The sequence below is a fragment of the Methylophilaceae bacterium genome (assembly GCA_018398995.1).
GTDB lineage: Bacteria > Pseudomonadota > Gammaproteobacteria > Burkholderiales > Methylophilaceae.
On sequence record CP073759.1, the window covers coordinates 420,314 to 435,754 of the forward strand.

General features: G+C 42.6%; 15 protein-coding genes. 6 read left to right on the forward strand and 9 right to left on the reverse strand.

The genetic code is table 11. The annotated features are described in order from the left end of the window. Positions 1-154: 154 nt before the first annotated feature. The 6 genes from KFB94_02105 to KFB94_02130 all read left to right on the forward strand — a co-directional run bounded on the left by KFB94_02105 (position 155) and on the right by KFB94_02130 (position 6,005). Positions 155-904 carry an elongation factor-1 alpha gene (locus tag KFB94_02105; protein QVL46535.1) on the forward strand — a complete coding sequence of 250 codons (750 nt, stop codon included), beginning with the start codon at positions 155-157 and terminating at the stop codon, positions 902-904. Between the two features lie 139 nt (positions 905-1,043). Further along, on the forward strand, positions 1,044-2,204 hold the full coding sequence (sucC, locus tag KFB94_02110; GenBank protein ID QVL45928.1) for an ADP-forming succinate--CoA ligase subunit beta: 1,161 nt from the start codon (positions 1,044-1,046) through the stop codon (positions 2,202-2,204). Beyond that, a complete protein-coding gene (gene sucD, locus KFB94_02115) occupies positions 2,201-3,082 on the forward strand; it encodes a succinate--CoA ligase subunit alpha (GenBank protein ID QVL45929.1) in 882 nt (293 codons plus the stop codon). Before sucC ends, sucD begins: the two co-directional genes overlap by 4 nt. A gap of 3 nt (positions 3,083-3,085) precedes the next feature. Beyond that, positions 3,086-4,027: an ankyrin repeat domain-containing protein gene (locus KFB94_02120; GenBank protein ID QVL45930.1), complete on the forward strand. Its 942-nt coding sequence runs from the start codon at positions 3,086-3,088 to the stop codon at positions 4,025-4,027. Positions 4,028-4,030: 3 nt separating this feature from the next. Continuing rightward, on the forward strand, positions 4,031-5,632 hold the full coding sequence (locus tag KFB94_02125) for an NAD+ synthase (protein ID QVL45931.1): 1,602 nt from the start codon (positions 4,031-4,033) through the stop codon (positions 5,630-5,632). A gap of 34 nt (positions 5,633-5,666) precedes the next feature. Further along, entirely contained in the window at positions 5,667-6,005 is a 339-nt protein-coding gene (locus KFB94_02130; protein QVL45932.1) for a P-II family nitrogen regulator, read from the forward strand. A gap of 79 nt (positions 6,006-6,084) precedes the next feature. Here the strand turns inward: KFB94_02130 and kdsB are convergent, their stop codons facing one another. The 9 genes from kdsB to KFB94_02175 all read right to left on the reverse strand — a co-directional run bounded on the left by kdsB (position 6,085) and on the right by KFB94_02175 (position 15,436). Further along, positions 6,085-6,825, reverse strand: a complete 741-nt coding sequence (gene kdsB / locus KFB94_02135) for a 3-deoxy-manno-octulosonate cytidylyltransferase (GenBank protein ID QVL45933.1) — start codon at positions 6,823-6,825, stop codon at positions 6,085-6,087. Beyond that, positions 6,825-7,007, reverse strand: coding sequence for a Trm112 family protein (locus tag KFB94_02140; GenBank protein ID QVL45934.1), 183 nt, complete (start codon positions 7,005-7,007; stop codon positions 6,825-6,827). Before KFB94_02140 ends, kdsB begins: the two co-directional genes overlap by 1 nt. 24 nt (positions 7,008-7,031) lie before the next feature. Further along, the gene (locus KFB94_02145) at positions 7,032-8,018 is read right to left on the reverse strand and encodes a tetraacyldisaccharide 4'-kinase (GenBank protein QVL45935.1); all 987 of its coding nucleotides are present in this window, start codon (positions 8,016-8,018) and stop codon (positions 7,032-7,034) included. A gap of 14 nt (positions 8,019-8,032) precedes the next feature. Further along, positions 8,033-9,793 (reverse strand): lipid A export permease/ATP-binding protein MsbA, encoded by a 1,761-nt coding sequence (msbA, locus tag KFB94_02150; GenBank protein ID QVL45936.1) that lies wholly within the window; start codon positions 9,791-9,793, stop codon positions 8,033-8,035. A 39-nt stretch (positions 9,794-9,832) separates the two neighbouring features. Further along, positions 9,833-10,252 (reverse strand): biopolymer transporter ExbD, encoded by a 420-nt coding sequence (locus tag KFB94_02155; GenBank protein ID QVL45937.1) that lies wholly within the window; start codon positions 10,250-10,252, stop codon positions 9,833-9,835. A 31-nt stretch (positions 10,253-10,283) separates the two neighbouring features. Further along, positions 10,284-10,886, reverse strand: coding sequence for a MotA/TolQ/ExbB proton channel family protein (locus tag KFB94_02160; GenBank protein QVL45938.1), 603 nt, complete (start codon positions 10,884-10,886; stop codon positions 10,284-10,286). A gap of 82 nt (positions 10,887-10,968) precedes the next feature. Beyond that, entirely contained in the window at positions 10,969-13,350 is a 2,382-nt protein-coding gene (locus tag KFB94_02165; protein ID QVL45939.1) for a DNA internalization-related competence protein ComEC/Rec2, read from the reverse strand. A 135-nt stretch (positions 13,351-13,485) separates the two neighbouring features. After that, the gene (lolD, locus tag KFB94_02170) at positions 13,486-14,160 is read right to left on the reverse strand and encodes a lipoprotein-releasing ABC transporter ATP-binding protein LolD (protein ID QVL45940.1); all 675 of its coding nucleotides are present in this window, start codon (positions 14,158-14,160) and stop codon (positions 13,486-13,488) included. Further along, positions 14,153-15,436 (reverse strand): lipoprotein-releasing ABC transporter permease subunit, encoded by a 1,284-nt coding sequence (locus KFB94_02175; GenBank protein QVL45941.1) that lies wholly within the window; start codon positions 15,434-15,436, stop codon positions 14,153-14,155. Before KFB94_02175 ends, lolD begins: the two co-directional genes overlap by 8 nt. Positions 15,437-15,441 lie beyond the last annotated feature (5 nt).

A 15,441-nucleotide genomic window follows, 5' to 3' on the forward strand; every position in this document is an offset into this window, starting at 1 on the left:
AAAAAACAATTATAACAGCTTGCGCAATGCATGCTTTGTCGGCATAAACTAAGGTGCTTTTCATCCCTTATTTGTTTGGTTGATTATCTGAATGAATGCTATTATTTCTTACTATTTTACATAAGGCAGAAAGATGAAGCACACACCATCCAATATGACTTGGTTAAATCTACCCAATATGCCTGCGCCAATTAAAGCGCTATTTGCGGGTTATTTACTGGTTATTGGCATTGGCCTTTGCATGGCAGGCTTACAAATTATGCTAACGCACGGTATGGCAGATGGCAAATTAGGATTATCGATCAATGACATTGTCTACAGCTATTATGGCGACCGCTCTGGTAGCACTTTAGCGACTAAATTAAATGGATCCATGCAAGACAAAGCACCGATAGAAGTACGTCAAGATATTATTAAATGGGCAGAAAGTGGAGCGCCTGAAGCACAGTGGGAAACCCACTATAAAGCCGTTTTTGCAAAACACTGTACCATGTGTCATAGCCAAATTCCTGGCATACCCAACTTCACCAACTATCAAGAAGTACAAGATGTTGCTGCTACCGATCAGGGGGCAAGCATTAGCGGTTTAACGCGTGTTTCACACATACATTTATTTGGTATCAGTTTTATTTTCTTTTTTATGGCGTTTATTTTTAGTTTCGCTGTGAATATTCCAACACGTAGAAAATTAATTGTCATTATCATTCCTTTTGCTTTTTTGATTGTTGACGTGTTGTCTTGGTGGCTGACCAAACTTAGCCCACATTTTGCTTGGTTTACGATTATTGGCGGTATTGGTTATAGCCTTGCTTCAGCCTATATGTGGTTCACCAGTATGTTCCAAATGTTTTTATATAAAAATGGTGATACCCATTATGGCAACGCTTGGGAGCAAGATTTGTAAAAGTCTCCTTAATCAAAAGCCACACCAAAGCCATAGTTTACATACTATGGCTTTTTGTTTAGATGCTTTTCACTAGCCTCAAACGCACTTTTGCGAGAAAATACAGATTAGTATAAACAATCAAAAAATTGCACCCATCATGAATTTACACGAATATCAATCAAAGCAACTACTGCAACAATATGGCATCGCGACACCCATTGGTGAAACAGTGCAATCAGAAGAAGCCGCGGCGGCCGCAACAAAAGAAATCGCAGGTAATGCTTGGGTCGTTAAAGCACAAGTGCATGCGGGAGGTCGTGGCAAAGCTGGTGGCGTTAAATTGGTGACATCGGCACAAGAAGCGCAAGCAACTGCAGGAGCCCTACTAGGCAAAAACTTGATTACCTATCAAAACGCACCAGATGGTCAAGCTGTTCATCGGGTACTGGTTGAACAAACACTACCAATTGCACGTGAACTTTACTTATCTATGTTGGTAGATCGCGCGTTGGACCGTGTCGTCATGGTTGCTTCTTCTGCAGGCGGCATGGATATCGAAGAAATTGCCGCCAATCAACCCGAAAAAATACTGCAAGAAGTGTGTGATCCATTAAATGGTTTGGTTGACTTTCAAGCACGTAATCTTGCATTTGCATTAGCGTTATCAGGCGATCAGATTAATGAATTTACCAAACTAGCAAAAGGCTTATACAAATTATTTATTGAAAATGACTTAGCATTACTCGAAATTAATCCACTCGTGGTAACAACGGACGGACACCTTGTTGCACTCGACTGCAAAATGACTGTGGATGACAACGCTTTATACCGTCAAAAAACCTTAGCTGGCTTGCGTGATTGGTCGCAAGATGATGCAAAAGAAGCCGAAGCCCATCATTCTGGCCTTAATTATATTGCACTCAATGGCAATATTGGCTGCATGGTAAACGGCGCTGGTCTTGCAATGGCCACCATGGATTTAATCAAACTACATGGCGGCATGCCAGCAAACTTTTTAGATGTGGGTGGCGGTGCCACAGCAGAAACGGTCACCAAAGCGTTTAAAATTATTTTAGCTGATCAGCATGTGAAAGCGATTTTAGTCAATATTTTTGGTGGCATTATGCGTTGCGATATTATTGCAACTGGTATTATCACCGCGGTAAAAGAAGTAGAAATGAACATTCCAGTTATTGTGCGGTTAGAAGGTACAAATGTGGAATTAGGTAAACAAATGTTACGAGAAAGTGGTTTGAATATTATCTCAGCTGAAAATTTAACAGATGCGGCAGTGCAAGCCGTGAAGGCGGTCGCATGAGTATTTTGGTCAATAAAAACACCAGAGTGTTGTGCCAAGGCTTTACGGGCAAGCAAGGTACATTTCATTCTGAGCAAGCGATTGCTTATGGCACTAATATGGTTGGTGGCATCACGCCACGTAAAGGTGGTCAAAGCCACCTTGGCTTACCGGTATTCAACACAGTACGTGAAGCCGTTCGTGAGACACAAGCCAATGCCAGCGTCATATACGTACCACCACCCTTTGCAGCAGACTCTATTTTAGAAGCCAGTGATGCAGGCATTGAGTTAGTCGTTTGCATCACCGAAGGCATCCCTGTGCTAGACATGATTAAGGTAAGAGCGGCATTAGATGCTAATGGAACTCAATTAATCGGCCCTAATTGTCCAGGCATTATTACACCAGATGAATGCAAAATTGGCATCATGCCGGGCAGCATTCATCTAAAGGGGAAGGTGGGTGTTGTTTCTCGCTCTGGCACATTAACCTATGAAGCCGTGCAACAAACTACTGCATTGGGTCTAGGTCAAACCACCTGTGTTGGCATTGGTGGCGATCCCGTAAAAGGACTCAATTTTATTGAGTGCTTGGCTTTATTTGAAGCTGATCCTGAAACTGAGGCCATTATTATGGTTGGTGAGATTGGTGGCAGTGATGAAGAAGCCGCCGCAGATTATATTAAACATTATATTACCAAACCTGTTGCGGCTTATATCGCAGGCTTAACCGCACCAAAAGGGAAACGCATGGGCCATGCAGGCGCTATTATTTCCGGTGGGTCTGGTCGTGCTGAAGACAAAATTATTGCTCTTGAGCGGGCAGGTGCAGTGGTTGCAAATTCTCCAGCCGGTCTCGGTGAGGCGGTTATTCAAGCCATGCAGCTTAAAGAAAGATAAGCATTGAAAAAATACGCATTTACCATCTTATTATGCTTTGGCTTATTGAGCCACTCAGCTTTCGCTGAAGACATACCCTATTTATTAACCGCCTCAGCCAGTGGCGATATAGCGACGGTTAATAGCTTATTAGCTAGCGGCATGAGCCCAAACACGGCCGACAAAGACAATATTACTGCGCTCATGTATGCATCCAGGAAAGATCAGCCGATTATCGCCCAATTATTGATCAATAAAGGCGCCAATTTGAATGCGCAAGATACTGATGGCTGGACGCCCTTAATGTTTGCTGCAAAAAAAGATCATATAACAACCATGAAAGTGTTATTAGCCAATGGTGCTGACTTAACCATACGGGATGAGAGCGGCTGGACAGCTTTTAGTATGGCCGCCACTTCAGGCAACAGTGCGGCGTTAGCGCTGTTGATTAGCCATGGCGTAGATCCAAATGAAAAAAATGACGATGGTAAAACCGTGCTGATGTATGCAACCAATGCTGCCGACTTAGCAACGGTTGCTACCCTGATAGAGCAAGGTGCAAATATTGATATGCAAGACGCTTTTGGCGTCTCTGCCTTAATGTATGCGGCACGCAAAAACAACACCGAAATCGTACAATATCTGTTAAAAAGTGGCGCCAATATTAAGCTAGAAGACCAATCAGAATGGACTGCGCTGGCTTGGGCCATTAACCAATCAGCCGTTGATGCGGCTAGCGTGCTTATCAACAATGGTGCCGATGTTAATCATAAAGATGCGCAAAGCACGCCCATGCTAGCATTAGCCATAGATAGCAATTCACTCGCACTAGTCCAAATGCTGTTAGACAATAAAGTGAGTTTAAAAGCACGTAATAAATATGGACTTACTGCTTATGTGTATGCGCTTAAGCAGGGAAACCCAGCGATTGTTAATCTGATTAAAAACGCTGGTGGAACCTATTAATTCATGAAAATCGCTATCGCACAATTCAACGCGATTGTTGGAGATATGACTGGTAATGCAAATAAAATTATCGCGTTATCAAAACAAGCCAAACAACAAGGTGCGGATTTAATCATTACGCCAGAACTTGGATTATGTGGCTATCCACCAGAAGATTTATTATTCCGGCAGGACTTTATGATTGCTAATCAGAAAGCGATTAATCGTATAGCAAAGTCTACCCCAGATATCACCGTGCTGGTGGGCCACCCGCATAATGAAAATAAGCAACTATTCAATGCCGCCAGCCTACTTCAAGATGGCAAAATCAAGGCCACTTATCATAAGCAAATATTGCCCAATTATAGCGTATTTGATGAAGATCGTTACTTTGAACCAGATACCAAATCATTGGTATTTGAGCTGGCCGGCATCAAATTTGGCATTCTGATTTGTGCCGATGGCTGGGAGCCTGCACCTGCAAAAAAGGCAAAAGATGCTGGTGCAGAATTTCTACTCTCACTCAATGCCTCGCCCTATCATATGGATAAACTAGAAACACGCTATCAAGTATTAATCGAGCGTGTTAAAGAAACTGGATTGCCACTGATTTATGCCAACCTTGTTGGCGGTCAAGATGAACTGGTATTTGATGGTGCTTCTTTTGTTTTGAATGCACAAGGTAAAGTAACGCATCAACTACCTGCATTTGTAGAGACGCTTGATTATGTTGTCATCGCAGATAAGCAACCCGTCGCGCGTCCGATCATCCCAGCCTTAAGCTTAGAAGCGATGGTCTACAACGCCCTAAAGCTTGGATTAGCCGACTATGTGAATAAAAATGGATTCCCCAGTGTTGTGCTTGGCCTGTCAGGCGGTATTGATTCAGCACTTACTTTAGCTATTGCAGTCGATGCCTTAGGAAAAGATCGGGTGAAAGTATTGATGATGTCATCGCAATATACTGCCAGCATCAGTGTAGATGATGCAATAGCAATGGCGAAACTGGTGGATGTCGATTACAGTTTAATCCCAATAAAATCTTTATTTGAAAGCTTTAAACAAGCACTTTCAGCAGAGTTTAAGGGCAGAGAAGAAGATGCCACTGAAGAAAATTTGCAAGCCCGCATTCGTGGCATGCTGTTGATGGCGCTATCCAATAAGTATGGCAGTATTGTACTCACCACTGGCAATAAATCCGAAACAGCGGTTGGATACACCACATTATATGGTGATATGGCAGGTGGCTTTGCATTGTTAAAAGATGTGCCTAAAACCTTGGTTTATCGATTGGCGAACTATCGCAATAGCCTTTCAACCATTATTCCAGAACGTATTATCACGCGACCACCCAGTGCGGAATTGCGGGACAATCAAACTGACCAAGACAGCTTACCATCTTACGAAATACTCGACGCTATTATGCAAGCTTATGTGGAAGACGACTTAAGCCCTGACGATATTATCAAGCTTGGTTACCGCGAAGCGGATGTTAAATGTGTAATAAAATTGATTGATAAAAATGAATATAAACGCCGTCAAGCACCCATTGGCGTGAGAATTACGCAACGTGGATTTGGTAAAGATAGAAGATATCCAATTACTTGTAAATTAAACTTTAATTAGTAGTACAATTTAATCCAGTATTCAGGAGAGGTAAATGAAAAAAATCGAGGCCATCATTAAGCCATTTAAGCTAGAAGAAGTGCGTGAAGCACTATCTGAAATTGGCATCAACGGATTAACTGTTACCGAAGTCAAAGGCTTTGGTCGCCAAAAAGGTCATACAGAGCTATACCGTGGTGCGGAATATACCATCGACTTCTTACCTAAAGTAAAACTAGAGTTGGTTGTTGCCGACAATATTTTAGAATCTGCAATCGATGCCATTGTAAAAGCCGCCCATACCGGCAAAATTGGCGATGGTAAGATTTTTGTAACTAGCGTAGAGCAAGCTTTACGTATTAGAACTAGTGAAACAGGCGACGAAGCGGTTTAATTGTCAAATAAAACACGAATCAATCTGATAGCAACGCGTATAAGTTTTAGCGTTGCTGTTTATAAAGTATATTATCCAATTAACTCGAAAAAATAAGGCGCACAGCATCTAAATCTGCTTGGGTATCAACACCATTGGCAGGCGCGTTGCTGGTGGTGCTGACGGCTATTTTATAGCCGTGATAGAGCACTCTTAATTGCTCTAGACTTTCTATCTGTTCTAGTGCTGTCGCTTCTAAATGCGCATATTGTTTTAGGAAACCCACACGGTAGGCATAAATGCCAATGTGTCGATGGGCTTTTATCTGCTGTTTATGCACATCGTCTCGCGGATAGGGGATGGGTGAGCGGCTAAAATATAACGCATTACCGTTGGTATCTAACACGACTTTAACAATATTGGGATTGAGCATTGCGGCTTCATCATGGATGGCATGACAGGCAGTTGCCATCACGGCATCTTTGCTGTGAGCGAGCGTTAATGCGACTTGTTGGATGAGCTGCGGATCAATTAATGGTTCATCACCCTGCACATTCACCACAATATCGTCGTCATGCCAATGGAGGGTTTGCGCGACTTCAGCAATCCTATCTGTGCCAGAAAGATGATCGACACGGGTTAATACCGCTTCTATATTGTGCGCTTGCGCGACTTCTAATATTTTTTCAAAATCGGTGGCGATGATGACACTGGTTGCTCCGCTTTTGCTGGCTTGTTCTGCCACTCTTATTACCATGGGCTTGCCACCAATATCTAATAGTGGCTTACCTGGTAGGCGCGTGCTGGCGTAGCGGGCTGGAATAACAACTTTAAAAGACACTATTCTACTTTCTCATCCGGTCCTAGTTTACGTGCTTCTTCTTCTAGCAAAACGGGTATTCCATCGCGCACTGGATACGCCAATCGTGCCGATTTGGAGATTAATTCATTCTGCGCTTTTTTGTAGATTAATGGTCCTTTAGTAACGGGACAGACTAATATTGCCAATAATTTTGCATCCATAATGGGCACCTCTTTCTTGTATGCTTAGTGTGACGCTGTTTTTAATTTTGCTAACAGCATCGGTAACAACGTCTTGTCTATTTTAGCTTCTATTGGCAACACCCAGTAATGTGATTGTGCAAAAGACTGACATTTGACGGCGTCTTTTTCCGTCATTAGCAGTGCTTCACAGTGAATGGCCGCCAAATCTTGCTGGCTAAACTGATGGTGATCGTCAAAGCTTAAGCCTTCTACCGTTAAACCTAAATCACTTAGGGTATTAAAAAAACGTGCTGGCTTACCAATGCCAGCGATGGCTTTTAATTGTTTGTTGCTAAAAAAGTCGGCTGTCACTGTTTTGGTTGTATCAGCCAGATTATAAAATGTTTGACCGCATAATTGCATTTGATAGGCATGTTGAATCGGCTGTTGGCTGTGATTAATCACTGCGTCAACTTGATTGAGCCGTTGCTGCGGTTCGCGCAAAGGGCCAGCCGGCAAGATATATTGATGGCCTATACTTTCATCATCGACCACTGCAATTTCTATTGTGCGCTGTAGATGATAATGTTGTAGACCATCATCGCTAATGATGACATCGCATGCTGGATGCGCTTCAAGCAACGCTTGCCCTGCAGCCACTCTATTTTTACCAATCCAAACAGGACAATTGGCACGTCTTGCAATGAGCAACGGTTCATCACCCACTTGGTGAGCTAAGCTGGCTTGATTGACCGCTGTTGGTTGTAGCTGATTGCCCCCATAACCGCGACTAATCACCCCAGGTGTATAGCCTTGTTTAATTAATTGTTGCACCAGCCATATCACCACTGGCGTTTTACCACTACCGCCCATATTAATATTGCCAACGATAATCACCGGCACTGGTAAGCGTATTGATGGCAATAGACCCACTTTGTATGCCCAATGTCGCAACGCAACAATGGCAGAAAACAAGTAAGAAATGGGGATTAAAACCAAATAGAAAAAAAAATTTTTATGGTGCCAAGCGCGTAAGATAAAATCTTGCATGTCGAATCAGCCACTTACTCACTAAACTCTTTTTGGTATAACTTGGTGTAATAGCCTTGCGCTTTTAATAAAGCTTTGTGTGTACCAAACTCTACAATTTTGCCTTTATCCATCACTAAAATTCTATCGGCATTTTCTATGGTGCTCAATCGATGTGCAATGACTAAGCTGGTTCGGTTTTGCATTAAAACATCTAAAGCCGCTTGTACGTGTTGCTCTGATTCAGTGTCCAATGCAGATGTTGCTTCATCTAATAAGAGAATTGGCGCATTTTTTAAGATGGCACGCGCAATGGCTATCCTTTGACGTTGGCCACCTGAAAGGCGCACACCTCTATCGCCAATTTCATTCTGCAAGCCATTAGGTAGCTGCTGGATAAAATCCCATGCGTTAGCTGCTTTTGCGGCTTCAATCACTTCTGCTTCACTGGTGTCTCTTAATACACCGTAGGCGATGTTATTAAAAATCGTGTCATTAAATAAAATAATATCCTGACTCACCAGCGAAAATTGGGCACGTAAATCTTTTAACGACAATGCGCGAATATCAATGCCATCTAGCAGAATAAGCCCTTGTTGCAACTCATAGAAACGCGGCAATAAATTGACTAGCGATGTTTTACCACCACCAGATCGACCAACCAACGCCACTTTTTCACCTTGTTTAACGGTAAAACTTAAATCATCTAACGCTAATCGCTTTGCATTTTCATAGCGCAAACTCACGTTTTTAAATTCAATACTGCCATTATTAACAGGTTGCAACTGATGTTGACCTTCATCTACTTCAACTGGTGCATCAATCACATCAAACACACTTTGCGCTGCTGCTAAACCAATTTGAAAGTCTTCATTAGCCGCTGTAATATGTTTGATGGGTGAAATAAGCATCAATAGTGCGCCAATAAAAGCTGCAAACTCCCCTACCGTAAAACGGCCCAATGCGTAGTAAACCACCAATGCAAGCGCTAACGCCGCTAATACCTCAATCACAAAACTATTGAGCCCTGCAATACGCGCTGAACGCAATTCTAAATCGCGGTTGGCAATCACTACTTTTGAGAAGCGCTGGTCTTCATAATCTTGCGCACCAAAAATTTTAACAATGCGCTGACCAGAAATCGACTCTTCAGACACCTTGGTCATTTCGCCAACAGCCAGCTGCACTTTTTTTGCATTTGCGCGTAGTTTTGGCGTGGTTTTTCGTAGATAAAGCACCATAAGCGGTGCAACGATGGCAAAAATCAAGGTGAGGCGCCAATCAAGATAAAGCATATAGCCAACCAAGCCTACCACAGTCAAAATATCCCTTAACACGTTCATTGCTGTCCGCGTTGCTACACTAGACAGCCTTTCTGCATCATAGGTTAATTTAGACACCATAATGCCAGTCGATTGCATATCAAAAAAACTGACAGGCATGTGCATCAACCGACTAAACGCTTGTCTCCTTAACGTTTCGACCACGTGCCGTGCTATCCAGCGCATGCTGTACATAGAAACAAAACCAGCAATGCCACGCACTGCCATTAATCCGAATAACATGAGGGGGAGAATAAACACTTGCTCTGCTGACTGGCGCATAAAGCCTTCGTCAGTCACTTTTTTGATCATCGCCAAAAAAGCAGTATTGCTAAACGACAAAACGGCGGTCGCTATCATCGTGATAGCAAAAACATACTTATAGCGCCAAGCATAAGAAAATATGCGTAAAAACAGCGCTTTAGTATTGTGGATTTGAGGTGATGCGTTTTTGTTACGCGAGCGTTTCGACATAATTAAGCTTGTGGAAACTGAACAAAAGAATGACAGTAATTAATCGCTAGGTCCTGATCGTGTTGCAAAAGTGATGTGGGTGTAGTTTGCAATACGCGCCGCCTCCATCACATTCACCACAGATTGATGAGTCGATTTAGCATCCGCATTAATCACAATTGTTGGGTCTTTACCATCACCAACCGCCGATTGCAAGCCGCTAGCAATCGCTTCCACGGTGTCTCCGGACTCTTTTGAGTCAATCATGTATTTGCCAGTCGCATCAATATCCACGGTAATAATCAATGGTTTATCTTGTGGTGCACTCGCCTCCGCTGTTGGCAAATTAATTTGCAGCTCACTGGTACGTGAAAAAGTAGCATTCACAATCAGAAAGATAATAATGACTAGCAACACATCAATTAACGGAATAAAGTTAATTTCAAGTTCTTCGCTTGCTTTTCCACGTTGAAAATTCATTGGCACATTCCTTTAAACTAATCTAATCGGCTTAGCGTTCGCCGTGCAGAATCTCAACTAATTTGATTGCCTGTTGTTCCATATCCAACAACAATGCATCTACTTTTGAGCGGAAAAAACGGTAAGTAATCATCGCTGGTACCGCCACAACAATACCAGCGGCCGTATTGTACAAAGCAACTGAAATACCACGAGCAAACTGTGCGACATCATGTCCAGAGTTGGTAAAAGCACCAAACAGTTCCACCATACCAATCACGGTACCCAACAAACCGAGCAACGGTGCTACCGTTGCAATTGTACCCAGTGTTGATAGATATTTTTCTAATTGGTGAGCCACTGCGCGGCCTGTTTCTTCTATTGACTCTTTTGTGATTTCTCTTGAATTTTTTTCATTTGCTAGGGCACTAGCAAATATCTTACCTAATAGTGAGTGACTTTCTAATTTGGCTAGACTATCTTTATTTATAACGCCTTGTCCCATCCATTTTTTCACTTCTGGCAGTAAATTGCTTGGCGCGACAATTTCACTACGTAGCGCCCAAAAACGCTCAACAATAATCGCCAGTGCAATAATTGAAGCAAAAATCAACGGCCAAATTGGCCAACCTGCGGCTATAATAATTTCCCACACAGTGGTAGCTCCTTAATTAAATCCATCAAAACAAACTTTCGTTACTTTAGCTTAGATGCGTACCGTTGGGCAAGTTTAGACTTCATAAATATTGATCATGCCAATACTTTCTATGACTGAATCGCCAGGCATTGACTTGTAAATTGCCTACCTCTTTAAAATCAAACACGATTGCACCATGATAATCTGATCGATAGCTTGTTACTGCTTTGTTTCGATATCGATCAACCACATCAGACTTTGGGTGTTTAAACCGATTTAAATACCCAACGGTAAAAACAACATACTCAGCGCCAACTGCTTTAATAAAAGTGCTTGTTGAAGATGTTTTACTGCCGTGGTGTGGCGCGATGATGACATCACTTTTTAGCTTATTTTTGTAATTTTGTAGCAAAATCGCTTCCGCTTCTTTTTCAATATCGCCGGTGAGTAATACTGAGCCATAGCGACTAGTAACCTTCATCACACAACTGCTGTTATTGTCTGAAAGGGTAAGCGCTTCATCCGCGTCTAACATAGGGTGTATCATTTCAAACATCACATTATCCCATACCCATTTCTGCCCGCTATGGCATGTATATTGTGTTGGCATCGTGTTTGTTATTCTTGGCAGTGTGTAGGAACTAGCTAGCCATTTAGTTGGTATTTGCGCCAATACTGATGCAGCACCTCCACTGTGATCTTTATCATCGTGACTAATGACTAATGCATCGAGTTGGTTAATCCCTTGGCTACGTAGATAGGGGATAATCACTTTGTTACCTGCATCGTTATCTGCACTATATCGGTCACCTGTTTCATAAACCATGGTGTGGGTTGCGGTTTTGATGACAACCGATAATCCTTGCCCAACATCTAATACAGTGACTTGCATTTGCCCCTCAAACAGTTTGTCTGGTGCAACAAATATCATGGGTGTCATCAATATTAAACCTAACCATCGCTGAGGAAAGCCACGCGGTAGCAATAACCATAATGCACCAATAATTGCCAAGCCAATGGCCCATATTGGCGCAGATGCTTGTTGCCATGTTGAAAATGGAAAGCTCGCTAACCAAACTAGCGCTTGCATACAAACTGCAAGTATCCATTGAGCAGCTTGTAATATAAAATCGAACGGTAATAAAGCACCAACAATTGATAATGGTACAATCAATAAACTAATGGCCGGAATGGCGAATGCATTAGCAAGCGGCGAAACCATGGATGCTTGTCCAAACATCAGGATGAGGAGTGGCAATAGCCCCAGTGTGACTGACCATTGGGTATTAGCCGCTTCAATAAGCCAATGCCTTAATTGCAAGCGATTAACAGTGGCATAAGCAATCACAGCAACAGCACAAAAAGATAACCAAAAACCTGGTGCAATAACCGCCCAAGGATCTAGCAATACCACTACCAGCAATGCAATCGTCAATATACGTGCTATTGATACCCGCTTGCTTAGCAAAAGTGCAAGGGCAAAAGTGGCTAACATATATAACGCTCGCTGGGTTGGGACAGATAGACCAGCCAAACAAGCATAGCTTAAGGCGGCTAATACGCCAGCAATAGTAGCTGCTTTTTTGGTTGGCAATCTCACTGCTAAATAAGGAAATCGTCGCCAGATAAAGAACTTAAGACCAAATGCTAAACCTGCCAACATGCTGATGTGCAATCCAGAAATGCTCATCAAATGATTAACACCAGTGCGCAAAAACACCTGCCAATCTTGTGCATGAATCTGGCTATGGTCGCCAATCACCAAGGCGCGAATGACACCTGCATAGGGTTGATGTGTTAATGATTGGGTGATGCGATTGCCGATTTTTTCACGGCAGTATTCAATCATATAGTGTGGTCGCCATACAAAATCGGCTAATTTCTCTCGTCTATTCTGATTGCGTATATAACCCATAGCGCGAATATGTTGAGCGAGTGCCCATGCTTCAAAATCAAAGCCATGCGGGTTATAAGTGGTGTGCGGACGTTTCAATCTCACGGTTAATCGCCACCGTTGCCCCGCACTAAATATTGAAGGTGTTAATAAAGGTAATTGATCGGCCTCCTCTGCCAATTGATGCCAAAGGTGACGTTGGTAATCAGTCAGCGCTATGTGTTTGGGGACTTGTGCGTTAGGCGTAATGACCTGCTCGACGTCAAAACGAAACTGCTCACCGCGATGAGTGACCTCTGATAGGGAAGCAACCACCCCAATTATCTCAATATCTTGCTGCTCCCACGACCTTGGCAAGGCGTCACTTAATCTGAGCGTGGCAAAGCCAGCCGCGTAAAAAAAGCCAAGCCAAGCTACTGTCAACACAATCAGTATGCGTTTGATATGCCATTGCTGACTTTCAAACTTATATGCAATGACGATAAGCAGACAGGCTGGAACCAGAACCCAAGACATTGCAGGCAAACTTGGTTGCTGCTGCAATAACCAAACACCAGCCACAAAAGCTGCAACAATGAATATGAGCATCGTTATTTTTTGTTCTTATTATTCGTTCTTATTATTGCTTTTTAATTATTGCTTCTTAAATATTGAGTCGCGTCATAAAAGAGCTGACCAGCGCTCAATCTTAATGCGTTTGCTACAAAAACTGACTAAGAAGCGTTAAATCAATGGTTGTAAATAACCATCTTCTAATCGATATTGCCGTTGCATTTTACTTGCCAATGATAAATCATGGGTAACCACAATTAAACTTGTATTCAATACCGCATTAATTTCAATCAACAAATCAAATACTTGGTTTGCCGTGACTCTATCTAAATTGCCTGTCGGCTCATCCGCTAATATACAAGCAGGCTCTGTCACTAAAGCCCGTGCTAAGGCTGCGCGTTGACGCTCTCCGCCTGATAGTTCACCTGGCATATGCTCTAAACGATGCGATAACCCGACTTTTGCTAATAGTTGCTGCGCCTGTAACAAAGCTTGCTTGCGCGGCATGCGCCCTATCAGTAAAGGTAACGCGACATTTTCTATTGCCGTAAACTCGGGTAATAAGTGATGAAACTGGTAGACAAATCCTAAAGAGTCATTACGGATTTGACCTTTTCTTGCCTCAGATAGGGTATGTAACGGATTACCAAGCAACGCCACCTCACCAGCCGTTGGTCTATCCAAGCCGCCCAGCAGATGCAACAAAGTGCTTTTTCCAGAACCAGAAGCACCAACAATAGCAATTTGCTCACCTTTGTTAAGGGTTAAATCAATACCATTTAATACAGCGACATCTAGTCCTGCATATGTTTTTTTAAGCCCTTGACAGGAAACAATGCTATTCATAACGCAAAGCCTCTGCTGGGTTAATCTTGGATGCTTTATAACTAGGGTACAGTGTGGCAATGAAACTTAATACTACAGAAGTCATGATAATGGTCACAGTGTCACGCCATTCTAATTTTGAAGGTAGCTCGCTAATGTAATACACATCTTTTGCTAAAAACTGTACTTGAAACAAGTTTTCTATAAACGGAATAATCGTATCAATATGCAATGCAATCGCAATACCTAAGATAGCACCAAAAAACGTGCCGATAACACCAATCAGCGCACCTTGAATAATAAAAATTTGCATAATGCTGGCTGGACTGGCGCCTAACGTGCGCATAATTGCAATGTCAGCACGCTTATCGGTTACAGCCATGACCAAAGTAGAGACAATATTAAACGCAGCTACGGCAACAATTAACGTCAGAATAATAAACATGACTCGCTTTTCTAATTGTATCGCTTTAAAAAAGTTTGCATGTTGCCGCGTCCAGTCAGTGATGTAATACGATCCTAGTGGCAATAAGTGTCTGTTTAGCTCTATCGCCATCGCAGGCGCATCAAATAAATCGTTAATTTTTAAGCGCAAACCTGAAATCTGATCGCCCATACGATAAAGCTTGGCAGCATCTTGAATGTCAATCAACGCCAAACCCGCGTCATACTCATACATCCCAATTTGGAACAATCCCACAACATTAAATTGCTTCAGGCGCGGAATGACGCCAGTCGGTGTAAACTGCCCTTGCGGCGCCATTAGCACTACTTTATCACCGACACTCACCCCCAAGTTGTAAGCTAAATCGGCGCCCAAGATAATATTAAACTCACCTGGCACCAAGTCTGACAGCTGTCCAACTTGCATACTTTTACCTAAATCTGCGACGTTATCTTCCTGCTCGGGCAATACACCGCGTATTAAGGCTCCTTGTACTGCTTGCCCATAACTCAACATACCTTGTGCCATGATATAAGGCGCACTTGCTTGTACATTGGGTTGTGCTGCTACTTGCTTGGCTAACGACTGCCAGCGACTCAGTTTATTGGAATTTTCGGTAATCTCAATATGTGAGGCCACGCCAAGGATGCGATTGCGTAATTCCGCTTGAAAACCATTCATTACCGACAACACAATAATGAGTGCAGCAACACCTAAAGCAATGCCAATCATACTGGTCAAAGAGATGAAAGAAATAAAATGATTTTTACGTTTGGCGCGCGTATAACGAAAACCAATAAACCATTCATATGGCAGACTTACTGTTGAAAAAAGTGGTCGAAAAAATGACATTGCGA